Raw genomic sequence first — 22,257 nt, forward strand, 5'->3', positions numbered from 1 at the left:
GATCCCGCCCACATCAGCAGCGTCGCGGAAACGACCGTTATTGCGAGGGTGGGGCGAGAGTTCAGGGCGTGGTCCTAAACACGAACTCGGCATGTTAGCGACGCGGCATTGTTCGAGAGCAATTGCGCGGCAAATCGCGCCGCCCGATCGAAAACGCCATCCTCGTCGTCGCCTACAACACCCCTAAGGCTGCTCGACGGCCGAGCAGCAGTAACTGTCTGACAACATATCGTTTTCTGCCTTTCAGGCTCCAAGCGGCTCTCTCCCTACCTGCCAGTTTCTGCCCCGGATTGGTCGGTAGCGATAGAGCGGGTGGCCGCATCCGGTACCTTCTCGCCACTCAATTGCGGGCGAAATAGGTGTTCTGATGGGCCTAAGTCATGAAATGCGCGACTTCATCGAGCGCGAGCATTCGCTCGGTCGGCTTACCGGGTCCGATGCACGGGAGGATTGGGCGCGCGACATTCGGGCCGACTTCGTCTGGCATCTGGCTTGCGCACAAGACGAACTTCGATCCGGTGTCGAGGCTCGCCAAAAATGGCCGGGCACGGCCGAAGGTATCGCCGAACATTGTCGGCCACTGCGGGATAAGATTGTTGAGATCGAATCTTGGATAGCGGAAAGTCAAAATCGCATCAGCGCAAAATGGTGGATCGAGAAGCGCGCCGAATTTCAGGACATCATGCGCCAATATCCGCGCCGCAAGCCTATGCCTCGTATCGGCGCGCTGAGGATGCAGCCGCTCTCGAAAACTGATGCGGTGTCATCATGACCGAACTGCTTGCCCTGAACGAGGCCATTGCGGTCGTAAAGAGCCACCATACCGCCCATATTAACGGCCTGATTTCCTCGGAGGCGTGCGGGAGAGAGACCGGGCGCACTTGGGCTCTGTTAGAGTATCGCTTCAACGATGCCCCCGCATTCGTGCCTGCGGTCGATCAGGTTTTCTCTTTACTCGAAACCATACATGACTGTGTTGAGCACGGCTTGTTTGAGAAAAAGGCGGACGACTTCGCGATGATTTTGGCTGACAAGCTGGAAATCGGATTCGAACCGGGCCTCGAACTCCTCAAGCAGATCAGGACTCTCGGGGTTAGTAACCAACTCAAAGCGACGTTCAAGGCGCGCCTCCTTCAGCGCCTGATGCCTTATCACGTCGCGTCTCGGCGAAGCCCGATCAACGAAGAAGACAAGCAGTGGATGAAGGTCAACCGGCTCGTGAAAGGCCGGGATTGGCATTGGTTCTCTACGGGGGTCAATCGATACAAAACCGTCGCCTTCCGCGATCCGGAAAAGGCTGAAGAGTTCAGCAAGCAGTTCGGAGTGGCGATGTTCGCCACCATCGACGAATGGCGGTCTTTTGCCCGGCATTGGGGCTACTCGCATCTCGTCGAGATGACGGACGAGCATGAAAGACGGCACCGCGAAGACCTAGACGCATTCTTCACCGAAAACGGTGGCCTTTACGACGTGATCGTGGACGGGAACCGAGACGCGACGGCGTGGAGGTCGTTCGAAATCCTAAAAGTATGGGGATGGCACCGCCATCTCCATCCGGCTCAGCAACTCTACGCGTTCAGGGACGCTGATAAGGCATTCTGGTTCAAGATGAGGTTCCGCTGATGTCCAAGGTGCCCTTCTGCTATTACCTCCCTGAGCAAGCGAGGCGCGCCGACGATAAGAAGGCGATGCGGGTCCTTCGCAACGAAGGCTAATCGAACCGATGCATCGCCAAGGTGCGACCGTCAGACCAGAACAGGAGAATAGGGAGAGGGGCGATGACGAGGGGAGCTACCGTTGGAATGGAACGCCTCCTCGTCGTCATCGGCGCGATCGCAATCTTGAGCGACTGATACCGGCCCGATCTGTGATACGCTCGGGTCGCCGAATTGACTGCACCGCCCGATACACTTCGATGCGGACATCGTCATCGCGGATCAGCCGCAGGTGAATCTCTCCATGTCGCCGGAACGCGAGGGTGAACTCCATCGCTATAATGGTGTCGAGCGTGATCTCGCCGTGGTCCAATCAGAGGCCCCAGGCGAGCAGGCCGCTGCGGTCGTTGAGGACACCAAAGTCTTTGTGGACGCCTTGCTGAGCAACCTCATCCGCAGCGCTGGTGCTCGTTCGCCGCAGCATAGCCGCATCCAGCGCTGTCAGTGACCTTCGTCGGTCCTGTCGGCCCACCCAATGAGTTGCGGAGTAACTTTGATGGGACGGTTCTCGTAGACCTTCGAAATAACCTCCAGCCGGTCCAGCACTGCGCTGTCTATGGTGAGGTGCACGTCGAAGTCGCGCTGGAAAGCATCTTTCGCTTCGATAACAACATTCATTATGTGCTCTGCGAGATTTTCTCGCTGCGATATCGTGAATGGATCGTCGATCTCGACTTCGATTGCCCGAAGCTTCTGAAACTCTGCGCTGTAGCCGATGTTATCAACCACTGGGCTCCCGAATTTCTTATTGATCGCCTCTCGCGCTCTTCCGGCAGCGGCCTGCAATGAATGCCTGCATTTCTGATACTGTGGCATCGTCATATCGAAAATGAAATAGGTATCCACATCTCGCTTGAGTTCAGAGAAATCGATGGTTTGGCCAAGGTCTTGATGGCGCTGCACAAGTTCATCATATAGCTTCCAGCGCTGCTCCCACTCAGGGCCACCGCCGAGGCGACCGGATTTAACCTTCGCCATGACGACTTTCTGGGTGTAGATCGAAACGACCGCCTTCAGTCGCTCGATCAAATTCTCGGCTTCCTTCTTTTTGTCTTCCCAAAGCTCTGCTTCAAAACCAAAGCCTTTGAATTTCTTGAAGCGGGCAACGTTGGCGTAGATAAAGCTAAGGAAGCCCAATCCGAACGAGGCTGAAGCTGACGTGATGTCGCGCTGCCAAAGCGTCAGGATTGAAAAACTGATGAAGATCAGTCCGAGCAGGCTGAACAGCAACCGCTCACCATGCTCAGACATCCAATGGAAGAAACGCTTCATCACAGAATCGTATCCTGATAATTCACGTCCGATATCGTGGAGAAATTGCCGATCGTCAAAGGCTACGGGTCTTCCATTCCGAGCGCGTCGCGCAGGGCTGTCGTCAGCATTCGACACGGGGGGGCGGGGCAGGCTCGAAGTCAAGATCGCCCTCGGACATGTAGCCCATGATGAACGCCTTATTCTTGAAGTAGGTAATCTCCCAGAAATAGCCGTCGCCATCGCGTAACGAAGGCACAGACGATGACACATCGACTTCCGTCGCATCGTCGGGAAGTAGGGTGAATGTCTCGCATTGGCTATCGGCCTTCTTGTAAACCTTCGCGTTCTTTGTCTTCACACCGAGGTAAAACCTTGGCGCGTCCTTAGCGAAGCGCGATGACTTGTTCCGTTCCTGTCTCCTAAGAATGATTTCCACAAGGTTTTCAAGGACGTACGTGGCGTTCTGCTCCAGCGCGCCGTGAAACTTGTCCAGGTCGTTCTTGACCAGCCAATCGCCGCCTTCCGGTCGATACACCGATGGCGTGAGCCGCCAAATATTCCAGAATATGACCGGGTCAATGCGGTCCTTGAGGAGGTCGTTGTCAATCTTCGAAATGTCCAGGACAATGTAGTCAAAGGGGTTCCTCACGCTCTCGTCGATGTATTGCTTCGACCGAGCGTAGTAAGGCGCGTCCGAGCCGAGGTTGAGCCACATGTCGTCACCCGTCTCGAATTTCCTGATATCGTACCGCTTCTCAAACATCACGTAAAACGCCTTGCGACAGGCAATCAGAGTGTCCTTGAATTCCTTATTTTGATACGCGACATCAGCTTCTTCGAGCAGCGCTTTGGTCTCAGTATCCTCGATCAGGCTTATTAGATTGATTGAGGTGTAATCGACGCCGAACACCAGATCGGTGGCCTCGCGGAGGAACTCGTGCGCCACGGTCGTCAGCCCCTCAATCTCCTTCGGGTCTGGTGCGATGGCGTCGTGCTTCGAATTCACTCTGATCTTGTTTAGCTGGATCAGGCGGAGCCGAAACGGCAGGGCCTTCGGCGCGATTTTTTCGTCGATCCTGTCTAGGTAGGTCGAGAAGTCGTTCGATTTCGCGACCTTTGCGTTCACGTGCTCAGCAGCCGCCAGGAGGAAAATTTCTAAAGCGTCCTGAAGCAAGTTGGCGGTCATGAATGGAGCGAACTGGTTGTGAGCGCGGGCGTGCTCCATCGCATTGTTGAACAGAAATCGGCTCAACATCAGGCGATTGACGATCGAGGGCGACAGCATCAGCCACTTCTCCGGTTGTTCACGCAGTATACCGAAGTGTGGAATGCAGAGCATCCTGAGTAGAGGACCGCCTCGGCCATCAAGCCATTGAGAAGGGAGAAGCGTTCGTGGCGGTGCTGATCTATCGCTGACGAGAAAGCCGCCTCGGAAATTGCGGCTCCGAGACGGCTTCCAGATGTGGCCTTGACCGCCGCACCGCCCCGGATGAGGCAGCTTTCCATCGCAGGGGTTTGGGGCGGAAATTGGCCGCACGAAGGTTCTTGAATGCGCGCGAATTCGACCAGGGAAGCGAAAACCGCAAGCCCGACCAATGGATGTTCAAGGCTGCCTAGCAGCGGACCTCAAAGATGCGGCCGCCCGCTTGACCCACCGGAATATCCGTCTCAGGTTGCATCGGTTCGAGACTCACGAACTCCTCTAACACCTTGCCCCGCTCCAACAAAGGTGGGGTTCTTGTTGCTCGGCATCTTGCCAACATCCGGCTCAATGCCGCACGTCCGCGTCGTCGATCATCTCCACGTTGAAGCTCAGCATCTGGTCGAAGAGCGGCGTCTTTCGGAAATCCTCGTCGTAAACCCAGCCCGAGACACGCTTCTGGGTCCGGCTTTCCATGAGGCCGAGCCACGTCAGAGGCCGAAGGACACGGGTGACCATGGCGAAACCGGGAAGGTCGCGAGCGACCGGCTCGTCGATGGTCTCCATCATTGTGCAAATCGGGGTGAGATGCTCGGCGCTTGACCATTTATGGGCCGTCACCGACAGGCACCAGAGAACCAGACCAACATGGTGCTGCGGCCAGAAAATCAGCGGGTTCCGGTCGAAATCCTGGAGGTTCATCTCCCAAAAGACGGCCTGGAATAATTCGCCCAACAGCGCGGGAGCGGCCTCTTCGGCAAGCATGGACTTCGCCACTCTGGTCGCCTTGAGGACCCCGGCGCGTTTCCGCAGCAGCCCAGCCACCTGCAAGGCGATGCGGGTGAAGAAGACGCCAAGGGCGTCCTGCTCGTTGATGACCTTGTTCATCGAGAGCGTGAGCGTCTTGTTGGAGCCCGGCCATTCCGTCTGGTCGAAGACGTGCCAGACATCGGCACGCTTCAGGAAACCAGCGGCGGTGAGAACCAGCCCGCCCTGCTTCACCGCCAGTTCCAGCAGCAGCCGCGCCGCGATCACCATCGGCACCGCGAGCGCGATCTCTACCGGCACGTCGTCGGGCGTGATCCGCAACGCCTTTGGCAGCCTGCCTGGGGGCTCCAGCAGGGCCTTGACCGATGCGGGCTGAAGGTGAGCCCAGGAGGGAGGGATCGAGGTCACGCCAGGAGGATAGGCGACGCCCTGACGCAGTCTCAACATCCATGTCACATGCAATGCGTGGAAATTATCTCTTGCTCCGCTGGCAAGCGCGCAAGGTGGTCTTCGACCTTGGTCGAAAGGTGGAGGGCTTGCTTGACCTACGCCGCCGTCATAGGCGGACTGCATGCCGTTTCGAACCCTTGTCGCCGATGAAGAGGATATGACCAATCTGGTCGAGGTGTTCGACGCCGCGTGGATCGAAATCAACCATTCCACGCCGATCGCACCGCCATATCGCTTGGCTGCTCAAAACCGGCTGGGCGAGATTATCGTCGCCATGTGGAGGGCTGATCCTGGCGCGCCAATCGTCGAGCGAGCGGTCGCCGCGTTCAATTCTCAAAGCTCGGTACCACGGCCCGGCCCACAGATGCTCTGAACTTTGGCTGTGATGGTGGGTGAGCGACTGGCGGAACTCGTCGCCCTCATACGAGTACAGGCATGGCCTCGACCATCACATCATAGATGACCGGCACAGCAGCCTTCCTGGTCGTCGCCACGGGCTCGATGGCGACCTTCAGAGGCTGATATCGGCCTTTGTCACCGGCAGTCGAAGTCGAGACCGACAGGGCCGCCGCATAAACTTCAGTACGGATGTTCTCGATCTCGATTGGCCGTAGCCGCACCTCTCCGCGTCGCCGGAACGTGTGCACGAACTCGGTGGTCGAAATCGAACCAAGCTCAACGATGCCGTGGAAATCGGCATCCCCGTACCAGCCCCATACCCCAACGCCGCGCCACCCTCGGTAGCGACGCCTCTGATAGGCCACGGCGTTATGCGCCGACCTCCTCAATCGGTCGATATCGTGCGGCCCAAGGACTGCTCGCTCGACCGTCAGTGCGTGGAGCCGCTGCGGCTCGCAGGCAAGGATGCGGCGAGAGACATGAAGCGCGTAACGCCACGCGCAACCAGGGCACGAGACCTTTTGGCACCGATGGGCCGAACAGCATGAGTTGGGCATGATCTATTTATTGGCGATGAGCCCCCTAAACTAAATATGGGATGACAAACGCGTTCAGACAGTCGTTGCGCCAGCTTGCCGCAACTCTCAAAGCCGAGAAAGACCTTCGCCATCCCTACGTCGTGGAGCAGAGGGGCATGACCCGTCTGAACCTGGGAGAGGACCATTTCCACGCCATGAATACGGAGCGCCGTCTCTGGATCAAAGCGAAATGCTCGGGGTCCGTGGCCTTCGATCAACTCTCGCAAGGAGAAGGGCAGGAATACCGGTTCGGGAGCTACTACGACGCCTTCGAATTCATCATGCGGTTCGGGACGCGAGTATTTCCTCGGCCTGAAGTTCATTGATCGCAGAGCCGCTCTTCGTCGTGATCTGCCTCTGCGCGATCTCGACACGCTCGGCGATCGTCAACGGTCGAGGTCCGCCTTCGGACTGCCCTCGTCGTCGGGCTCTCGTAGCGGATAGATCACCTTTCCCTCGGCGGCTCTTCGGGCTCCCGGCGTCGGCGTGGCATGTTCGACCTGACCCGGTCCCATCAGGTGATCAGCAGGTTGGCCGTTCAGCAGCAGGTAGTCGGTGATGATCCGACGATGGCAGCGCCACCAGACGGCCTCCGAGCACATCAACGACAAACGGCGATCGACGCCGAGGTGAAGCAATTCCTCGAAGGCATCGCCGAATTCGTCGCCCAGCGCGTAGTCGGCGTAGTTGTGGAAGCTCTGCACGCGCCACAACCCGTTGATGTCGTCCTCCACGGCGTTCTGTTTCGGCCTTCGCCCGCCGAGTTCCGGCATATGGCGATAGCCAATCTGGAAACGCCCCAGGTCGTCCGGCAGCCGATCGATGTTGAAGGCCGGGTTGGTTCGCGATCGCGGAAATGCGCGTACATCGACCAGCAGATTGACATCGGCCTCCCGCAACATCGTCGAGAACTCGGCAAAGGTGCGATTGGAATGGCCGATGGTGGTGAACTGAGCAACCATCAGCCGATCTTCGTCAGAGCGGTACCTTTATGGGCGGCGACATGGTCAGTCTTGTCGCTCTTGATCTCGTATTGCGGCTTATCCTCGGAGGCGTGATGCCGATGGCCTTTGTAGTCGAAATCGGAGTGATGCACCTTGGTGATCCTGCCGCTCACCAACCCGGCTTCGGAATTCCACCGGACGTGATCGCCCACCTTGAACTTCATCATGACACCCTGCCTTCGTTGAGAAAATGCGGCGTCGGAGCAGTTGTTCCGGGAGCTTCGGCGCGCAACAGCGGTGTGGGATTGGGAGGAACAGTTCGGCGAAGTCGCTCGTTGGCTACCATGCTCGGGAGTGATGCGAGCGGGAGAAAGTTTGCTCCTGCGTTCAGTTGCAGAATTCTCAATGGAGACGAAAAATGGCCGATGAGACCGAAAACGTCAGCGGAACAGGTATGGAGCAGATCAAGATCGTCTTGAACTCGATCTATTTGTGCCTTGCGTTCGCAATGAAGCACATAGCCGAGCAGGAAGGCGAAGCATCTGCGGCGACATTCAAAGCCAAGATGCTGGAAGCCTTGAGGAACGGCGATATCGACATGGCGCTTCTGGAGGAATCGAAGACCTATGAATTTGTCGTGTCCAAAATCGAGGCACTAGGAAACGCCAGCAACAGCTAAAAACTCAGTTGCGACACGGCTCGCCCCAAGCGATGTGCCTCGCAACCTCTCGCTCTTTACAGACCGATTTCGGTTATCTCGTCGAAGACGCGCTCGGCCAATTGGAAGCGATGCTGGGCCTCCTTTTTCCAATGCACGGGATGACGATCAGGGTGGAGCGCTACCCGATAGGCTCGGCGTGCCGCCGCGACAAGCCATTCCGGTGCGGAAGGGCTGAGTCCTACCCGTCCGTAAAGGGCAGTCTTCGGATCAGGCTCCGAAGCAGCAGCAGCCAAACGAAGCCGCTCGATCTCGCCTCGCATTGTTTCCACTTCCGCCTCGGTTTCGGCGACCATGCTCTCAAGCGCCGCGACGTAGTGGTGGTCGATGATGTTGCGATCGCGCCTCGGCGAGACGACGTGGCGTTCTATCGAAATCGAGAGAAACCACAGGACCACGATCGCAGCGACGATCAGGGCGAGGTAGCCGAACAGGGCGCTCCAGGGCAGCGACATCGCCCAGCCCAGGGCAGCGAGGACCAGAAGGGTCCGCATCGATCAGCGTCCCTGGAAAAGCAACACCGGGAGCAGGTTGGCCTGCCCGACCAGCCGACCATGCGCGTCGCGCGTCGTCCGCGAGCGCTCGTCATAAGCTCCGACGACGCTGCCGTGGCGATCGCGGGCGATCAGCCTGCCAACGAGATGCTGGCGCTCGATCACGCCGATGATCACTCCACCGCGATCTCGAACGACCTCGCGCGCAGGAGCCTGCTGGACCTGAACAATGGCCGCGTCCATCAGGCGGCCTCCCGGCTGTTCACCTCGTCGTCGAGTTCATCGAGCATCCGGTCGAGATCGTCGTCGCCAGCTTCCTGCGCCGCGCCGAAATGCTCGTCCCATGCCGGTCGAACGTAGTAATCGATCAGATCGTGGAGGGGCTTCTGCGGGCTCGGGCGCAGCATCAGGGGCTGATACAGGATGCCGTATTGATCGAGCTTCTCCTGGATGGCAATCGCCACGGCCGGGCTGATACGGCGATTGCGAGCCCGCAGGGCGTCAGTGCAGTACCATCTGACCTCTGCGCCCGACGACAGGCGCACCAACTCGATGAGGGCCTGCTCGCCATCGCGGCTCCATTCGAAAATCAGGTGGTCACCAACGAGCGTGAAGCCCAGACGTTGACCGGCGCAATTGCGGAAACGACGCCCCAGGGAACTCAGATCGCTACCGATCCGCAGCCGGAAATCGGGATCGTCCGCCGGGATCGGCGGATCGACGGGAAGGCGAACCTGACGGGCAAGCCAGTTCTGGACCCACTCAGTCATCTTGACGCCCTGGGTTCCGACCGCCAGCGCATCGAGGCTCTGTTTGATCGCGGGCGGCGTCGCATCGCACAGGTCCGCGATCATCGTGGCGAAGCTGTTCAGAGCCTGAACTTCGCTGCGCCGAACTCTTTCGGCCGTCGCACGATGGACCAGAACGTCGGCAAGCCCGGCCACCACGAAGAGATGCTCGGGACGCACTTGCCCAGGAAGCTGTCCGAGGACTTTTGCACGACGTTTGTGCTCGGGCCGGGAGAACAACTCGAAGGCCAGCCTGTAGCTTTCCGGGCCGTACAGGGGCTGACTTCCGAGCCTGCCGAAAAGCCCCAACAGGCCATCCGGGCATGCCCCGAAGACGCATTCGAGCGTCCTTCGGGGCGTCATCAAAGCCAACGCCCGCGCAATCCGCGCATCTGGCGCGAGGCCGTGGAAGTCAGCCAGTACATCGGCTGCGCGCACCTCGATCTGAGCCAGGAAGGCTTCGGGACGGTCGAGGTCAATCTCGGCGGCGGCGGCGAAAAACACCTGTCGGCTCAGGTGACTCCTCGCCTGGAGGAGCCTCAGGATGGTGGTTGGAACGCTGGCTTCAAGGCGCGCCGCAAAATTCAGCGCGTAGCCACGGAATTCCTGAACCCGAAAGGGCCGCTGCTCGATCTGTTGTCCCATGCATTCTCCACGTTGCCTGCGTGGAGAAAATCCTGAAGGAGTTTCCAGTTTTGTCGAACGAATGTTGGCGAACCGGGCCGACATCATCACTCGGTCGTTAATGCAATCCCAGAATCATGGCGGCGGAGAATAGCAAAGGTCAGCCAAATGTCCGGCGCGCATTCCTGGGCAAATGGACAGATGGGAAGCCTGTCATGAGCCGGTCGAGGATTTCGCCTGTGCCGCCTAGCATCGCGATATAGTGGCCGAACGGGATTTTCCCGAGCCGCTGGCCGGTCTCATCGAGAAATTGAAGCCGTGACCGCAACAGCAGAATATCCGCGTTCCCGACGAGCCTGTCGTGAAAAACGGCCAGTTGCGTGTTCGCGGGTAGCAGCAAGATCGCGTTCTTGAGGCGATCTGCCTGCCATTCCGCGACGGCCTTGGTGATGAAGGCGGCGGTGAATGCGTAGGGCGGGTTCACGTAGGCCCAATCGGCAACCCATTGCTGCTTGAGCCCATCGTCTTCGACCGAGTATCGGCGTTTTGCACGGACAGGCGAGAGCGCGTGGCCGCAGGGGTCGAGGTCGATCGGGGACACACCGATGGCTTGTTCGATCCGCTGCCAGACGCTGTGATCGGTCAAACGCTCATTCCTGACGCCACCGCCATATCGGGAAATCTCCGGCGCTCGGGGCCGCAATTTCGGCGCGAGTCGTTTCGCGACACGCTCCATCGTCGCTATGCGGGCTTCGCCGCGCTCTAGACGTGCGAGCGCGTCAGGTGAGACGCCTGCCTGGGCAGCGACTTCCGACTTGGTCAGCCCAAGGGATTCCCGGCGCAGGCGAAGGCGTTCGAACACCGGACCGTGACCCGGCAAGCCGACGAACTTCAGATCGAGGACCTTCACGACGCGTTCCATCAGCGCGACCGTGCCCAGCCCGTTCGTCTCCAACTCAAACAGGCTAGAGACGCTGCACGACGAACGCTGGGCCAATTCGGACAGCGTCATGCCTTGCGACTTCCGGGCGTCGCGCACCACATCACCGATCCTCATTTTCCGGTATTTTTCTTCCGATGATCGCGCCGACTTTCGGTCGCTAGAGCAGGTGCTCTCGCCCCGGTCAATCCGATCCGAGTCATTCCCGCAGTTTCGTCCATCGGCGCTTTCCGCCAGCCCTGACCGACATCGCCAGGGCGCGCTTCTGGCCGACGATGACGACCAGCCGCTTTCCGCGTGTCACGCCCGTATAGAGGACGTTGCGGGCCAGCATCATGTAGTGCTGGGTCGTGGCCGGGATCACGACGGCGGGGTATTCCGAGCCCTGGGATTTGTGGATCGTCGTGGCGTAGGCCAGCACGAGCGTGTCCAGTTCGCCGAATGGGTAGGATACGACGCGTCCGTCGAACTCGGCGGTCAGTGCGCCCTCTTCGTCGTCGATGCCGATGACCCTGCCAAGGTCGCCATTGAACACTTCGCGGTCGTAGTCGTTGATCGTCTGCATGACGCGGTCGCCGACCGCAAAGGTCCAGCCGAAGCGCTCGACCGAGGCCGTGGGGTTCGGGTTGAGCAGCCGCTGGAGTTCGACATTGAGGTTCCGCGCGCCGAGCAGGCCCCGGTTCATCGGGCACAACACCTGCACATCGGCAATCGGATCGAGCCCGAACCGTCGCGGAATCCGGTCGCGCACGATCTCCTGAATCTTCGCAACGCCGACTTCGGGCGTGTCGATCTGAACGAAGAAGTAGTCACTATCCTGGCCGGGCGCGGCGCTCTCCGGCATCTGCCCCTGGTTGATCCGGTGGGCGTTGACGATGATGCGGCTGGTCGCGGCCTGCCGGAACACCTCGGTCAGGCGGGCGGTCGGAAGCGCCTGGGATGCGATGATGTCGCTCAAGACCTGCCCCGGCCCAACCGATGGCAACTGATCCACGTCTCCGACCAGGAGCAGGCCCGCGCCGGGTGGCACCGCTTTCAGCAACGCGTTCATGAGCGGCACGTCCACCATGCTGGTCTCATCGACCACCAGGAGGTCGCAGATGAGCGGGCTCTCCAGCCCCTTCTTGAAGCCACCATTGGTCGGGTCAACCTCCAGCAGGCGATGCAGGGTCTTGGCCTCGATCCCGGTCTGCTCGGTCATCCGCTTGGCGGCGCGGCCAGTAGGAGCGGCCAGCAGAACCCGCACGCCCTTGGCGATCAGGATGCGCAGGATGGCGTCCAGAAGGGTGGTCTTGCCGGTGCCGGGGCCGCCTGTGATCACCGCGACCTTGCTGGCGAGAACCAGACGGACGGCGTCGATCTGGGAGGGAGCCAGGGCCTTCCCGGTCCGCTTCTCGATCCAGGGCATGGCTTTGTCGAGGTCGATCGCGGGCCACCGGGCTGCGCCAGCCGCGAGATCGCGAAGACGCCGCGCAATCGCTTGCTCGGCGGCGTGCAGGCCCTTCAGGAAGATGCAGCGCGCGTCTTCGATCGTGTCCGGGACGATGTCGCCACGCTCCAACTCGACCCGGATCGCGGTCTCGATCAGGGAAGCATCGACCTCCAGGAGTTTTTCGGCCAGTTTGACGAGGTCAGCTTGCGGTAGGCCGCAATGACCTTCATCCATCGCCTCCTGGAGCGCGAAGGAGATGCCAGCCCGCAAGCGTTGCGGCGCGGTCTTTTCCATGCCGAGCTTCGCCGCGATCGAGTCCGCCGTGCGAAAGCCGATGCCGCGAATGTCACGGGCGAGCCGATAGGGATCATCGGTCATCACCGCGATCGCGTCATGCCCGTAGGTTTTGAAGATGCGGACAGCCCGCGCCGTGCCGACGCCGTGAGCATGCAGGAAGATCATGATCTCCCGGACGGCCTTCTGCTCGGCCCAGCCCGCCACGATCCGTTCGGCCCGCTTCGGGCCGATCCCGACGACCTCCTTCAGCCGATCCGGCTGGGCCTCGATGATGTCGAAGGTGGCGTCGCCGAACAGGGCGACGATCCGCTTGGCCATCGCCGGGCCGATTCCCCGCATCTGCCCGGATGCGAGGTATTTCTTCGGTTGGCGGCTTGGCCTTCATGACCTGCGCCTTGAACTGCAAGCCATGGGTGCGATCGGTGATCCAGGTGCCCGAGGCCGTCACGAACTCGCCCGCACCGATCGTCGCGGCGTGACCGTCGAACGTTGCCACATCCCTCTGCCGGGACTAGGCAGGAGGTCTGGGTGGACCGGCAGCGGGGCCAGCGCAGGTTACTTATGTGCGTCCGGCTGCGCTGTGCCGCTCTATTCAGGTAGCCCAACAAGCCGCAGGTGAAGAATTAAGCTCCTCTTCGCGTCGTCGTCACACCTTGGGAACGGGTGTTTCGATAAGCGAAAGGTCGGATCAAGCTCCCTGAGTTTCAGCGCCGATGCTTGCGCTTCAGGCCCCCGCCCAAGCATTGAAAGGGCGGCACACCGGACCCGATAAGCGGTAGTATAGGCCGGGCTCAGCGCGATCGCCTGTTCCGCGCAGCCGAGTGCTGATTCCAACTGTCCTCGCGCTAGATGCGCCCATCCGAGCATGGCGTGAATGTAGTGAACTTCGGGATCGCGAGGGCTCAGGCGCAATGAACGGCTGAGATGTTCAATCGCGATGTCATCATGTCCTGAGTAATAGTGAACCGAACCGCTGCTGTAGCATACCTGTGCAGAATACGGGCTCAAAGCGTATGCACGTCGCACTGCCTCCAGACCGAGGCTTCTGTTGCCGGACAGGTAAGCAACGGCATGACCCGCACTTCGAAGCGCGCCTGCGTCGTCGTTCCCTTCTCGTATTGCCTCTACGGCGAGCGAGGTCCCAAGTTGCACTTCAGCACCGTCCGCCAATCCTTGGTTGAAGCGCATCATGACAACACGAGCCGCACCAGCTTTCGCGAGTGCAAAGCCCCGGTCCTCGTGAATGGCGGAGAGCATATGATCCAATGCGGCGCGGAGATCATCCTTACCTCCTGCGTACAGTCGATGAAGGCCGAGCAGGTACTTGTCATAAGCGTTGAGGTTGGCGGTTGGCTGGTAGGCTACCGCGTTCATTGCATGCTGCTGCAAACGCGGTTCAATTGCGGCGACAACAGCATGGGCCACGTTCTCCTGGAGCGAGAACACGTCATCGGTCGTCTCGTTGAACCGGTCGGCCCAGACATGCGCGCCTGTTTCAGATTCGACGAGTTGAACCGTCGTCCGCAGCCGCTCTTTGTCTCGCCTCATGGAGCCGGTCAGAACGTAACGAACACCTAGTTCGCGACCAATCCGTGCCGGATCGCCTGTATTGTCCTTATATCGAAAAGCCGAGTTTCGGGAGGCTACTAGCAGCCATTTGGACCGACTGAGCGCTATCGTGATCTCCTCGACCATCCCATCGACGAAGTAATCCTGGCCATGATCTCCGCCGATATTCATGAATGGAAGTACGACGATCGACGGCTTAGGCGACCCGCATAGATGAACGCCTTCGCGCGCCGCGCCGCGAATAGCCTCGTCGTGTTCCGTGCGGTTGACGGCTGCTTCGATCTGTCGAGCAAGGGAGACGGTTTCTGGCGATGGGGAAACGCCCAATTCATGTTGCAGCAGGCGCACGCAATCCCGATAGTGCTGGAGGGCGCTCGCATGCCGACCGGCTCGCATCAGCACCTGCATCAGCACGCGATATGCTTCGTCAGAGAGGCGATCGAGATTAAGAAGCCGGAGCGCTAATTCCGTCGCCTTTCCATGTTCACCAGCTTCGCTCTTCAATCGACAGAGGCGCGTCAACAGCCCTGTGACGCCCTCGGCGTATGAAGCGCGCTGACACTGCGCCCATTCATCGAACGCGGGCGAGATGGCAGGAAACTGAGCGAGAAAATCGCTCCGGTAGAGTTCTGCGCCAGCTTCAAGCTCGTCTGGTTTCGACGACTTAACGCTTCGAGCGAACTGGTCGAGATCGACACTCACGAATCCTCGCGCAAGTCCAAGACCATCAGCATCAGACGCGATGAATTGCGAAGATGCTGGACCGAGCGCAGTTCTGAGCGCCAGCAGACCTGTTCTCAGGCGGTGCCGTCCCGTATCGGCCAGACAGTCTGGCCAAAGTAGGTAGGCAAGCCATTCGCGAGGGACAACTCGGCTAGGCTTGGCTGCCAAATAAGCGACCAGGGCCTGCATCTTCCTCGGGATTGGCGGCAATGTCTGTCCACCCATCGCCAAAACGAGAGGGCCAAGCAGGGACACCTCCAATTTGGACCCGCACTCCGTTTTCGTGGTGCTCATCGGAGAATTCTGACGTTGTTTTGACGCTCGACAGACGGCAGCAGCTTACCCCTGTCTATGCGTATTGACGACGCAAAACGGAGAGAGGGAGGTCACCATGAGGTGGTACGCTGTCGCGCTTGCTTTGATTGTTGCGCTTCCGGGATACGCGAGAGCGCAATTCGTCTCGCGGGTAGAGCTTCATCCTGTGATCTCTGAGACGCCGACTGACCGGCAGTTTCTGACTGGTGCTTCAGGCGCTCCCACGGTCACTCTGTCGGGGGAACTCCGGTTGCCGCGCCCCGGAAACGACCGCTTGCCAGCCGTCGTCCTTCTGCACGGTTCTGGAGGGATCGGGGGCAACATTCAGGCGTGGGTCGCCGAACTCAACAAGATGGGCATCGCGACCTTCATGGTCGATAGCTTTACGGGACGCGGCATCGCGAGCACGCAAGCCGATCAGGACGTGTTGAGCCGTTTAGCGATGGTGGTGGACGCCTACCGGTCACTCGATCTCCTTGCTGCCCACCCGAGAATTGACCCTGCCCACATCGCCGTTCTCGGCATCTCGCGGGGAGGCGGCGCCGCTCATTGGGCCGCAATGGAGCGCTTTCAGCGCATCCACGCCAAGGGAGCAAAGGCTCGCTATGCGCTGTACATCGCTTTTTACCCGACGTGTAATCGCGAGTTCAGAGAGAATATGAAGCTGACGGGTCCGGTGCGGGTGATCCATGGCACAGCCGACGACTACATCCCGATCAAGGAATGCCGTGAACTCGTAGCTAGGCTGCGCGACGCAGGCCAGGATGCCACGATGCTGGAGATCGAGGGCGCGCACCACGTCTTTGACGCTCCTTCGGGAACACCGACCAAGGTGCCTCAGGCTCAGACCACCCGGAATTGTCCTCTTATCCGGGAGGACGAGGGAGGCATCCTCGTCAATAGCGCAACCAACAAGCCCTTCACGTACGCGACTGATCCGTGCGTCGAGCGTGGAACGACTGTCGGGCACGATCCTGCCGGTCTCGAACAGTCGCGGCGCGCAGTTCGTGAGATGTTAATTCAGGGAGGTTTCGTCCGGTAGCCCCGAGATGGGCGGAGATTGGACCATATGCCTTCAGTTCGCAACATCGGGCCGAATACGGCATCTGCACGCTCTATTCTCGTCGAATTCCGCACGCATCGATCGAAAGCGGACGAAGAACGCGGCTCTTCATGGCGTAGCCTGGGGGATGCTGAGCTTCAAGGTGGAAATGATCGACGAGGAGGGCGTGCGGCATTGAGACGGATCATCGCCGAAGCTCCCGTCACCCCCCGGCGCGGTGATGGCGGAGGATTCAGGCCGGGCTCAATGCTGGCGCACGCTTCTTTTGTGAGGGCATTCGTCGCTTCCCTAGCGTAAAACAGCTTTAAGCAGGTCGATACAGAGGGCCGGGCCGTCGCAGTCTCCCCGATGGGGTCAATAGCACTGGATCGATTCGACGCGGCGTCAGGTGCCGATGCGAAAACGTCTTGTTGTCACGCGATCCGGTGACACGCAGACAGGTTCGCGGGCTCAGTCATCGGAGTTTGAATTTTGCTTTGACTTTGTTCCTTCAACCCATGGCAGGCTTTTGTATTCAGCGGGTTTCGCGATGACCAATGCATCCAGCTATGTTCTCGGGCACAGCGATTTCGAACTCAACCGCCTTCAGCTTCAGGCTGAATTGATCGGAAGCATCACCAGAAGACTTTTAAGCGAAAGCGGCGTCTGCTCAGGAATGCGAGTGCTTGATATCGGCTGTGGTATTGGCGATGTCTCGATGCTGCTCGCTCAAGTGGTCGGCCCGAATGGATCGGTTCTCGCCATAGATCGTGAGCCGCGCGCGATAGAGATTGCCAAATCTAGGGCAGCCGCAGCAGGTCATGTTCAGATCGAATTCGTAGCGACATCAGACGACCGCTTGCCCAACGGACGACTCTTCGACGCTGCGATCGGTCGATATGTTCTCGTTCACCAACCTGATCCGTTGGCCATGGTGCGCAATGCCGCAGCAGCGGTACGGTCGGGCGGGATCGTCGCGTTTCATGAGCCCGCGCTTTATGTCATGGCGCATACGGTGCCAGAGATTGATCTCTACAAACAAATCATGGACTGCCTGATTGCAGCATTTCGAGACCAACTGAAGAGCTATGACGTTGGCGGTCGTCTGATCGAAGTTTTCGAAAAAGCCGGGCTCTCACCCCCTCAAATGATTTGGGAATCAATCGTAGGAGGTCCAGGCTCATCGTTGATCCGCTGGGGCGCGATGACGTTTCTATCAATGCTGCCGCGTATCGCTAATTCGAAGTTAGCCTACCCGACCATCGATCCAGAGAAACTAGAGGAGCAGTTGTTTGCTGCTGTCGAGGCCGCGCGCGCTCAGGTCATTTCTGCGCCGCAATGCTGCGTCTGGGCGCTGCGCCCGTAGGTGTCGGCCTGAAGCCGCGAATGATCGGAAATTGATTGCGAGTAATATGATGAAGCGAGGCGGGTTTCCCCGGCTCACGCGTCCGGCTCACCGCTTAGCCTCCAGCAGTTAAGCTTCGTCCGGGTCGAAATCGATCCCCATCTCAAAGCACGCCGCAGCGTGGCTGAGTGAAAGCGGCTCAGCGAACATGTTTTGGTCGGGTCGTAGCGTCGGCTCGTCTTTGGCCTTGCGGAGGTCCGAAAACTCGCGCCGCAGCCATTCCGAGAAACGCATATCCCAATCTGGGCTTCGGCGTGGCCACGTTCGAGCCCAGCCCGCGAACTGCGACGCCTGCTGATCGCAGAATCTCCAGGCGAAGCGCCAGAGGAAGTCATCGAACATCGGTACGGTCCTACCGATTTCCGGCCCGAGGGCTCGACGGCACATCAGGATCGCCAAGCTGTGGTGTTGGAGCTTGGGCTTCCAATCGGCGGGCAACGGCTCGCCACCGGCAGCAGGAGCCGACGAAGGAGGCTCCTGCTGGGTGAGATTAGAGGGGGTGTATTTCTTAGGGGGGTCTGGGGGGACCTCTTTAGGGGGAGAAAGAGAGGGGGCACCGGGTGTAATTGGATCAAGTTGTAAGACGAGACCCGATCAGAAACCCTGGCCCTCCACGGCCGGGGCTTCTTCGTTGGATGGTTGAGGTGAATCAGCGTCGAGTCTACCCTCGTCTTGAACACGCCTTGCAAGTTCAACGAGCTAAACTGCCAGAACATTCAAATCAAACCGCTCGAAGCGGGCAAAAGCGCTGGCGCGCGGATGCCATAGCCGTGTTGAAGGCGACATTGACATTAGAGTTTGCCTGCCAGTTGGCTCAATGCCGTCCGCCCGGCCAACCTGATAGCCACCATTTGTGGCAACCGCTTACCCCTCCCTCGCAATAACGATCGTTTCCGCGACGCTGCTGACGGCGGTTTGACAATCCGGGATTTCCCTGCGGACGGAGCCAACCACGTCGGATGCCCCATTAGGCTGGACGATATCAGGCGATCAGCGGCGCGGTCGAACGGGTGACGACGAGGAGGCTGCCTACGGCAATCATCGACGACTTGCGCCGTATCGCTTCTGACCGTCGCAAAAAAGCCGCGTGGCGGTTCGGCTGTGGCGCGAGGCAGAGGCAAATCTCGCGTGTCTGCCAGTCACATTTGACTATGCCCACCAAGACCTGCAACGACTGCATGGCCTCGCAGAGTGCGCTCTTGATGCGCCCGTCAGGTGCCTTCGAGAGCACTCATGCACTGCGCAAACGGCTCGGACCAGACACCCTTTGACCAGTGATAGATGTCCACCGATTGCCTCAGACCCAACTTGAAGAACGGATCGCCTTCGATGATGGCCTGAGCGGCTTCCTTGTTCTCGGCGTTCACGAGCCAAAGCGCGCCTTGAGGTGCGTCCTCGGGCTTGGGACGTAGAGCGCCACCCGCGAGAACCTTGGTGCCCTGAGCAGCCACATAGTCGAGATGCTCGTCAACATGGGCTTGCCGGAGATGCAGGCGCTCGGGGTTGTCGCGAAGGAAAACAGCGAAAAGCATGGCGTTGGCCCTCCATGTTGGCGGTCGCTTAAACTACCATGGGAAACGCAATCTCCGACAGGATCGTGTCAGCGGTTCGCTACAGGTATAGCCTGGAGCGTCGGACTGAGCGGACGCTCGTGGGTCGTCCTCCATATCTCCGGCATAGCTGCTGGTTGGCCAGGGTTTCGATCCAACTCCCAGGCGCAGCGCAGTTCAGCAGTTGAACGAGGGCCTTTCAAAGCGCGAAGTCGAACGTCCGAACACCTCCGACAACCGCGCTCACAGCTTCATGCCGCGCTTCGCGATTTCCGCGCGCAAGGCCAACTCGACGAACTGCTCGATCGTGCTGTCGTCGAGGAGAGCGCCGATCTTCGCGAGCTTTACGACCTCCGGCGTCATCCAGACGGTCAGAGACTGCTTTCCCTCGCGGTTCTTGTGTTCCTTCTTCTTTGTCTCGGCCATCTTGCCCTCATGATTTGACTGAACCGATCTTACCTCACAGACCCATTAAGGCAATCAATATCCGCATTAACCAGTAATCGCCTATCAGACCAAGCAGACCAAATATCGTCTTGCCGACTCCATAATTTTGGGTATCTTTGGTCTCAAAGGACCACGAGGCGAAGTGGTCTGTCACGGTATGGAGTTGAAATATGGCGATGAAGTTGAAAACGCAGACGGTATGCAAGGTCATGCAGGTCAGGGCGAACTGCATCCAGGGGACCTACATGTCCAAGGCGGACCTGGAGCGGTACAACCCCGACAACGTCACAATGGAGGATGGCCGGGTCGCGTACTTCCAACCGTCTAGCGGCTGGAGTGTGAACCGTCAGGGGTCGGAAGTTATCGGCTACGAAATCACCGGGCACCTGAACATCGTCGAGGCTGAAGAAGAGTGGCTGGTTGTGGAGCCCATGCCGGGGTTCGACAACATCGGCCTCGAACGTGACGGGTTCGGTGAAGCCACGATGAGCCAGCCACGCGGCAAGGGGCTCGGCCGCTCCCGCCGCCTGCTGTGCCGGACGCAGCACGACTACGACCGGGTCATCGCCTACATGGCTCAGGCACATGGGGAGGCCGCCTGATGCAGCCCCTTCACCTTCGCCCCAAGATGCGCCAGGAGCCCCTTCAGTGGGGCTTCGAGCCCGGCCCGGCGTTGATCAACGGCATCAAGGCCGTTCTCGTCGGCACCGTCGAAGGTCGGTTCCAAAGAGCCGATGTGGACACGTTTTTCCCGCACGTCGATTGGGCTTGGCTCGAAATGAACCTGCCGGACGCCGAGACGGTCATGGACGAACTGGTGCTACGAGGCTTCGTCTTCGAGATGGTGTGGCCTGAGTTCAACGACGGCTCGACGTTCGGCCTCACGGTCGAGTGCGAGACCTGGATCGCCGAGAACCTTGGCGCGCCGGAGGATTTCGATACCGACGATGATGAAACGCTGGAATTCCTGACCGGTCTGGATTGGATCAGGAAAAGCGATCCTCGCGCCTCCACGCTTCTGCCGGTCGGGCGAGGAACCATCTTGGCGTCGCACATCCACAATAAAAACGGCAAGCAAATCAAGCTGACCCATTGGGTGGCGCAGGCGAGCTACACCCACGCAGAATCACATGCGGCACTCGCGCGGATCGATTCAGCCGTCGAAGCGCGCAGCATCACCCTCAAGGGGGCGGGCCAATACAAGCGCCGGATCAGGGAGAGGACGGTTCAATGAAGATCATCAGCCAAGCTGTATCCGGCGAACTCGATTTCAAGCTGTCGCGGCTCACCCAGGAGGAGTGCGAGCACATGGCAGTCGAGCCGTCTCAGCCGTTCCTGGTCGAGGTCTACGACGATCAGTTCTGCCACCAGACCGAATCGTATCGTGAAATCGATGAGGCTCAGAGAGCTTTTGCCCGAGCCGTTGAGGTCTACAAGGGCTACCGTTCATAAGAACGAGCTATCCGCTGGTTTCAGCCACGGACAAGCTTCACGAGCGCGACATTTATGCCTACGGCCTTTTGTCACTTTCTGCTGCCACTCCAAGACTTCTTGAAAGGGCAGCAGATATTCACTGCATTCCCTGCAAACACGGGGCTGGCGACGATCGCCGAACGTGGCCGGGACCGTTTCAGCAACCATCCCCTTCCGACCCTCATCGCCCTCGTCTCACAAACGGTCGTTTCCGCGACGCTGCTGATGTGGGCGGGATCGTCGGGGATTTTCGCAGCGGACGATGTCGCAGAACTCGCGGTCAGAACTCGTCTACGTGACAGCGGAGTTCTGGCCCAGGCATCGATAGACGCTGGCGCGGCTGATCCCGATTTGCCTGACGATCTCGGCAACCTTCACTCCTTCGGCGTGGAGAGCCCGGACTGTTTCTGCCTGCCTGCGCGCGGTCGGGGCGCGCCCCTTGTACTTGCCCTCGGCCTTGGCCTTGGCGATCCCTTCAAGCTGCCGTTCAAGCATGACCGCGCGTTCCCAGGCCGCTGTGGCGGCCAGCACGGTCAGGATCAGTTTCGATGTTGCGTTGGACGTGTCGAGCACGCCGCCCCCGAACGACAAGATGCGGAGGGCAACATCCTTCTTCTCCAGACGCTCGATGATGCCGAGGAGATCGGCGACGCCGCGACTGAGCCGGTCGGGGCGGGTGACGGTCAGGGTGTCTCCCTCTCGACAGAAGTCGATCGCGGCTTCCAGCCTATCGCGCTTCGCAACCGACGAGACCTGTTCGGAGAACAGCTTCTCGACGCCAGCCGCCTTCAGGTCCCGTTCCTGTGCCTCAAGTCCAGCCTGCTGTTCGGCTGAACTTGTCCTGCAATACCCGACCAGTATCCCCGCCATTGCCGCTCCGTCTCACACAACCCTAAGACCTGAGCGTCTCAT

The 22,257-nt window shown here is 59.5% G+C and carries 26 protein-coding genes and 1 pseudogene; 11 read left to right on the plus strand and 16 right to left on the minus strand.

What is annotated here, in order from left to right; genetic code table 11:
• The first annotated feature begins 385 nt into the window (after nt 1–385).
• The 3 genes from AC6RIC_RS04585 to AC6RIC_RS04595 all read left to right on the plus strand — a co-directional run bounded on the left by AC6RIC_RS04585 (nt 386) and on the right by AC6RIC_RS04595 (nt 2,163).
• Nucleotides 386–772: a hypothetical protein gene (locus tag AC6RIC_RS04585; RefSeq protein ID WP_499735294.1), complete on the plus strand. Its 387-nt coding sequence runs from the start codon at nt 386–388 to the stop codon at nt 770–772.
• A complete protein-coding gene (locus tag AC6RIC_RS04590) occupies nt 769–1,623 on the plus strand; it encodes a hypothetical protein (RefSeq protein ID WP_499735295.1) in 855 nt (284 codons plus the stop codon). Before AC6RIC_RS04585 ends, AC6RIC_RS04590 begins: the two co-directional genes overlap by 4 nt.
• Before the next feature lie 336 nt (nt 1,624–1,959).
• Nucleotides 1,960–2,163 (plus strand): hypothetical protein, encoded by a 204-nt coding sequence (locus tag AC6RIC_RS04595; RefSeq protein ID WP_499735296.1) that lies wholly within the window; start codon nt 1,960–1,962, stop codon nt 2,161–2,163.
• On the opposite strand, the gene AC6RIC_RS04600 is transcribed toward AC6RIC_RS04595, so the two are convergent.
• From AC6RIC_RS04600 to AC6RIC_RS04610, 3 genes are all read right to left on the minus strand, one after another.
• Nucleotides 2,157–2,987, minus strand: coding sequence for a hypothetical protein (locus tag AC6RIC_RS04600; RefSeq protein WP_499735297.1), 831 nt, complete (start codon nt 2,985–2,987; stop codon nt 2,157–2,159). The genes AC6RIC_RS04595 and AC6RIC_RS04600 overlap by 7 nt on opposite strands.
• Nucleotides 2,988–3,090: 103 nt before the next feature.
• On the minus strand, nt 3,091–4,254 hold the full coding sequence (locus tag AC6RIC_RS04605; protein WP_499735298.1) for a hypothetical protein: 1,164 nt from the start codon (nt 4,252–4,254) through the stop codon (nt 3,091–3,093).
• A 483-nt stretch (nt 4,255–4,737) separates the two neighbouring features.
• Nucleotides 4,738–5,730 (minus strand): hypothetical protein, encoded by a 993-nt coding sequence (locus AC6RIC_RS04610; protein WP_499735299.1) that lies wholly within the window; start codon nt 5,728–5,730, stop codon nt 4,738–4,740.
• Between AC6RIC_RS04610 and AC6RIC_RS04615 the strand changes: the two genes are divergently transcribed.
• Complete coding sequence (locus AC6RIC_RS04615; RefSeq protein WP_499735300.1) at nt 5,729–5,980, plus strand: hypothetical protein; 252 nt, start codon at nt 5,729–5,731, stop codon at nt 5,978–5,980. The two genes, AC6RIC_RS04610 and AC6RIC_RS04615, sit on opposite strands and share 2 nt — an antisense overlap.
• 46 nt (nt 5,981–6,026) lie before the next feature.
• Here the strand turns inward: AC6RIC_RS04615 and AC6RIC_RS04620 are convergent, their stop codons facing one another.
• The gene (locus tag AC6RIC_RS04620) at nt 6,027–6,371 is read right to left on the minus strand and encodes a hypothetical protein (protein WP_499735301.1); all 345 of its coding nucleotides are present in this window, start codon (nt 6,369–6,371) and stop codon (nt 6,027–6,029) included.
• 329 nt (nt 6,372–6,700) lie between these two features.
• Between AC6RIC_RS04620 and AC6RIC_RS04625 the strand changes: the two genes are divergently transcribed.
• Nucleotides 6,701–6,910, plus strand: a complete 210-nt coding sequence (locus AC6RIC_RS04625; RefSeq protein ID WP_499735302.1) for a hypothetical protein — start codon at nt 6,701–6,703, stop codon at nt 6,908–6,910.
• A gap of 60 nt (nt 6,911–6,970) precedes the next feature.
• On the opposite strand, the gene AC6RIC_RS04630 is transcribed toward AC6RIC_RS04625, so the two are convergent.
• A complete protein-coding gene (locus AC6RIC_RS04630) occupies nt 6,971–7,546 on the minus strand; it encodes a DUF488 domain-containing protein (protein WP_499735303.1) in 576 nt (191 codons plus the stop codon).
• Nucleotides 7,546–7,755 carry a hypervirulence associated TUDOR domain-containing protein gene (locus AC6RIC_RS04635; RefSeq protein ID WP_499735304.1) on the minus strand — a complete coding sequence of 70 codons (210 nt, stop codon included), beginning with the start codon at nt 7,753–7,755 and terminating at the stop codon, nt 7,546–7,548. The genes AC6RIC_RS04630 and AC6RIC_RS04635 overlap by 1 nt, the downstream gene beginning before the upstream one ends.
• A gap of 191 nt (nt 7,756–7,946) precedes the next feature.
• Here AC6RIC_RS04635 and AC6RIC_RS04640 point away from each other — a divergent pair, with 191 nt between their 5' ends.
• On the plus strand, nt 7,947–8,207 hold the full coding sequence (locus tag AC6RIC_RS04640) for a hypothetical protein (RefSeq protein ID WP_499735305.1): 261 nt from the start codon (nt 7,947–7,949) through the stop codon (nt 8,205–8,207).
• Nucleotides 8,208–8,263: 56 nt separating this feature from the next.
• Here the strand turns inward: AC6RIC_RS04640 and AC6RIC_RS04645 are convergent, their stop codons facing one another.
• The 6 genes and pseudogenes from AC6RIC_RS04645 to AC6RIC_RS04670 all read right to left on the minus strand — a co-directional run bounded on the left by AC6RIC_RS04645 (nt 8,264) and on the right by AC6RIC_RS04670 (nt 15,092).
• Nucleotides 8,264–8,740, minus strand: a complete 477-nt coding sequence (locus AC6RIC_RS04645) for a hypothetical protein (RefSeq protein WP_499735306.1) — start codon at nt 8,738–8,740, stop codon at nt 8,264–8,266.
• A 3-nt stretch (nt 8,741–8,743) separates the two neighbouring features.
• Complete coding sequence (locus AC6RIC_RS04650) at nt 8,744–8,983, minus strand: hypothetical protein (RefSeq protein WP_499735307.1); 240 nt, start codon at nt 8,981–8,983, stop codon at nt 8,744–8,746.
• On the minus strand, nt 8,983–10,173 hold the full coding sequence (locus AC6RIC_RS04655) for a hypothetical protein (protein ID WP_499735308.1): 1,191 nt from the start codon (nt 10,171–10,173) through the stop codon (nt 8,983–8,985). Before AC6RIC_RS04655 ends, AC6RIC_RS04650 begins: the two co-directional genes overlap by 1 nt.
• A 139-nt stretch (nt 10,174–10,312) precedes the next feature.
• Nucleotides 10,313–11,164: a DNA N-6-adenine-methyltransferase gene (locus AC6RIC_RS04660; RefSeq protein ID WP_499735309.1), complete on the minus strand. Its 852-nt coding sequence runs from the start codon at nt 11,162–11,164 to the stop codon at nt 10,313–10,315.
• 127 nt (nt 11,165–11,291) lie between these two features.
• A pseudogene (recD2, locus tag AC6RIC_RS04665) lies at nt 11,292–13,305 on the minus strand (SF1B family DNA helicase RecD2); the annotation flags it as partial.
• Between the two features lie 104 nt (nt 13,306–13,409).
• Nucleotides 13,410–15,092 carry a BTAD domain-containing putative transcriptional regulator gene (locus AC6RIC_RS04670; protein WP_499735310.1) on the minus strand — a complete coding sequence of 561 codons (1,683 nt, stop codon included), beginning with the start codon at nt 15,090–15,092 and terminating at the stop codon, nt 13,410–13,412.
• 610 nt (nt 15,093–15,702) lie between these two features.
• Here AC6RIC_RS04670 and AC6RIC_RS04675 point away from each other — a divergent pair.
• Entirely contained in the window at nt 15,703–16,470 is a 768-nt protein-coding gene (locus tag AC6RIC_RS04675; RefSeq protein WP_499735311.1) for a dienelactone hydrolase family protein, read from the plus strand.
• Between the two features lie 550 nt (nt 16,471–17,020).
• On the plus strand, nt 17,021–17,836 hold the full coding sequence (locus AC6RIC_RS04680; RefSeq protein WP_499735312.1) for a class I SAM-dependent methyltransferase: 816 nt from the start codon (nt 17,021–17,023) through the stop codon (nt 17,834–17,836).
• Between the two features lie 108 nt (nt 17,837–17,944).
• On the opposite strand, the gene AC6RIC_RS04685 is transcribed toward AC6RIC_RS04680, so the two are convergent.
• The 3 genes from AC6RIC_RS04685 to AC6RIC_RS04695 all read right to left on the minus strand — a co-directional run bounded on the left by AC6RIC_RS04685 (nt 17,945) and on the right by AC6RIC_RS04695 (nt 19,851).
• Complete coding sequence (locus tag AC6RIC_RS04685) at nt 17,945–18,217, minus strand: hypothetical protein (RefSeq protein ID WP_499735313.1); 273 nt, start codon at nt 18,215–18,217, stop codon at nt 17,945–17,947.
• An 869-nt stretch (nt 18,218–19,086) separates the two neighbouring features.
• Nucleotides 19,087–19,407 (minus strand): YciI family protein, encoded by a 321-nt coding sequence (locus AC6RIC_RS04690; protein ID WP_499735314.1) that lies wholly within the window; start codon nt 19,405–19,407, stop codon nt 19,087–19,089.
• 261 nt (nt 19,408–19,668) lie between these two features.
• Nucleotides 19,669–19,851: a hypothetical protein gene (locus AC6RIC_RS04695; RefSeq protein WP_499735315.1), complete on the minus strand. Its 183-nt coding sequence runs from the start codon at nt 19,849–19,851 to the stop codon at nt 19,669–19,671.
• Nucleotides 19,852–20,042: 191 nt separating this feature from the next.
• Between AC6RIC_RS04695 and AC6RIC_RS04700 the strand changes: the two genes are divergently transcribed.
• Genes AC6RIC_RS04700 through AC6RIC_RS04710 form a run of 3 tightly spaced genes read left to right on the plus strand, consistent with a single transcriptional unit; the run spans nt 20,043 to nt 21,324 of the window.
• Nucleotides 20,043–20,474 carry a hypothetical protein gene (locus tag AC6RIC_RS04700; protein ID WP_499735316.1) on the plus strand — a complete coding sequence of 144 codons (432 nt, stop codon included), beginning with the start codon at nt 20,043–20,045 and terminating at the stop codon, nt 20,472–20,474.
• A complete protein-coding gene (locus AC6RIC_RS04705; RefSeq protein ID WP_499735317.1) occupies nt 20,474–21,106 on the plus strand; it encodes a hypothetical protein in 633 nt (210 codons plus the stop codon). Before AC6RIC_RS04700 ends, AC6RIC_RS04705 begins: the two co-directional genes overlap by 1 nt.
• Complete coding sequence (locus tag AC6RIC_RS04710; RefSeq protein ID WP_499735318.1) at nt 21,103–21,324, plus strand: hypothetical protein; 222 nt, start codon at nt 21,103–21,105, stop codon at nt 21,322–21,324. Before AC6RIC_RS04705 ends, AC6RIC_RS04710 begins: the two co-directional genes overlap by 4 nt.
• 312 nt (nt 21,325–21,636) lie before the next feature.
• Here the strand turns inward: AC6RIC_RS04710 and AC6RIC_RS04715 are convergent, their stop codons facing one another.
• Nucleotides 21,637–22,215: a recombinase family protein gene (locus tag AC6RIC_RS04715; protein ID WP_499735293.1), complete on the minus strand. Its 579-nt coding sequence runs from the start codon at nt 22,213–22,215 to the stop codon at nt 21,637–21,639.
• Nucleotides 22,216–22,257 lie beyond the last annotated feature (42 nt).

Source organism: Allobosea sp. TBD101, from assembly GCF_059817965.1.

Excerpts from the sequence above, each read along its gene's own strand:
- AC6RIC_RS04585 (WP_499735294.1), top strand. The coding sequence starts at position 386 with ATGCGCGACTTCATCGAGCGCGAGCATTCGCTCGGTCGGCTTACCGGG.
- AC6RIC_RS04590 (WP_499735295.1), top strand. The coding sequence starts at position 769 with ATGACCGAACTGCTTGCCCTGAACGAGGCCATTGCGGTCGTAAAGAGC.
- AC6RIC_RS04595 (WP_499735296.1), top strand. The coding sequence starts at position 1,960 with ATGTCGCCGGAACGCGAGGGTGAACTCCATCGCTATAATGGTGTCGAG.
- AC6RIC_RS04600 (WP_499735297.1), bottom strand. The coding sequence starts at position 2,987 with ATGAAGCGTTTCTTCCATTGGATGTCTGAGCATGGTGAGCGGTTGCTG.
- AC6RIC_RS04605 (WP_499735298.1), bottom strand. The coding sequence starts at position 4,254 with ATGCTGTCGCCCTCGATCGTCAATCGCCTGATGTTGAGCCGATTTCTG.
- AC6RIC_RS04615 (WP_499735300.1), top strand. The coding sequence starts at position 5,729 with ATGCCGTTTCGAACCCTTGTCGCCGATGAAGAGGATATGACCAATCTG.
- AC6RIC_RS04610 (WP_499735299.1), bottom strand. The coding sequence starts at position 5,730 with ATGCAGTCCGCCTATGACGGCGGCGTAGGTCAAGCAAGCCCTCCACCT.
- AC6RIC_RS04625 (WP_499735302.1), top strand. The coding sequence starts at position 6,701 with ATGACCCGTCTGAACCTGGGAGAGGACCATTTCCACGCCATGAATACG.
- AC6RIC_RS04630 (WP_499735303.1), bottom strand. The coding sequence starts at position 7,546 with ATGGTTGCTCAGTTCACCACCATCGGCCATTCCAATCGCACCTTTGCC.
- AC6RIC_RS04635 (WP_499735304.1), bottom strand. The coding sequence starts at position 7,755 with ATGATGAAGTTCAAGGTGGGCGATCACGTCCGGTGGAATTCCGAAGCC.
- AC6RIC_RS04640 (WP_499735305.1), top strand. The coding sequence starts at position 7,947 with ATGGCCGATGAGACCGAAAACGTCAGCGGAACAGGTATGGAGCAGATC.
- AC6RIC_RS04645 (WP_499735306.1), bottom strand. The coding sequence starts at position 8,740 with ATGCGGACCCTTCTGGTCCTCGCTGCCCTGGGCTGGGCGATGTCGCTG.
- AC6RIC_RS04650 (WP_499735307.1), bottom strand. The coding sequence starts at position 8,983 with ATGGACGCGGCCATTGTTCAGGTCCAGCAGGCTCCTGCGCGCGAGGTC.
- AC6RIC_RS04655 (WP_499735308.1), bottom strand. The coding sequence starts at position 10,173 with ATGGGACAACAGATCGAGCAGCGGCCCTTTCGGGTTCAGGAATTCCGT.
- AC6RIC_RS04660 (WP_499735309.1), bottom strand. The coding sequence starts at position 11,164 with ATGACGCTGTCCGAATTGGCCCAGCGTTCGTCGTGCAGCGTCTCTAGC.
- AC6RIC_RS04680 (WP_499735312.1), top strand. The coding sequence starts at position 17,021 with ATGACCAATGCATCCAGCTATGTTCTCGGGCACAGCGATTTCGAACTC.
- AC6RIC_RS04685 (WP_499735313.1), bottom strand. The coding sequence starts at position 18,217 with ATGTTCGATGACTTCCTCTGGCGCTTCGCCTGGAGATTCTGCGATCAG.
- AC6RIC_RS04690 (WP_499735314.1), bottom strand. The coding sequence starts at position 19,407 with ATGCTTTTCGCTGTTTTCCTTCGCGACAACCCCGAGCGCCTGCATCTC.
- AC6RIC_RS04695 (WP_499735315.1), bottom strand. The coding sequence starts at position 19,851 with ATGGCCGAGACAAAGAAGAAGGAACACAAGAACCGCGAGGGAAAGCAG.
- AC6RIC_RS04700 (WP_499735316.1), top strand. The coding sequence starts at position 20,043 with ATGGCGATGAAGTTGAAAACGCAGACGGTATGCAAGGTCATGCAGGTC.
- AC6RIC_RS04705 (WP_499735317.1), top strand. The coding sequence starts at position 20,474 with ATGCAGCCCCTTCACCTTCGCCCCAAGATGCGCCAGGAGCCCCTTCAG.
- AC6RIC_RS04710 (WP_499735318.1), top strand. The coding sequence starts at position 21,103 with ATGAAGATCATCAGCCAAGCTGTATCCGGCGAACTCGATTTCAAGCTG.
- AC6RIC_RS04715 (WP_499735293.1), bottom strand. The coding sequence starts at position 22,215 with ATGGCGGGGATACTGGTCGGGTATTGCAGGACAAGTTCAGCCGAACAG.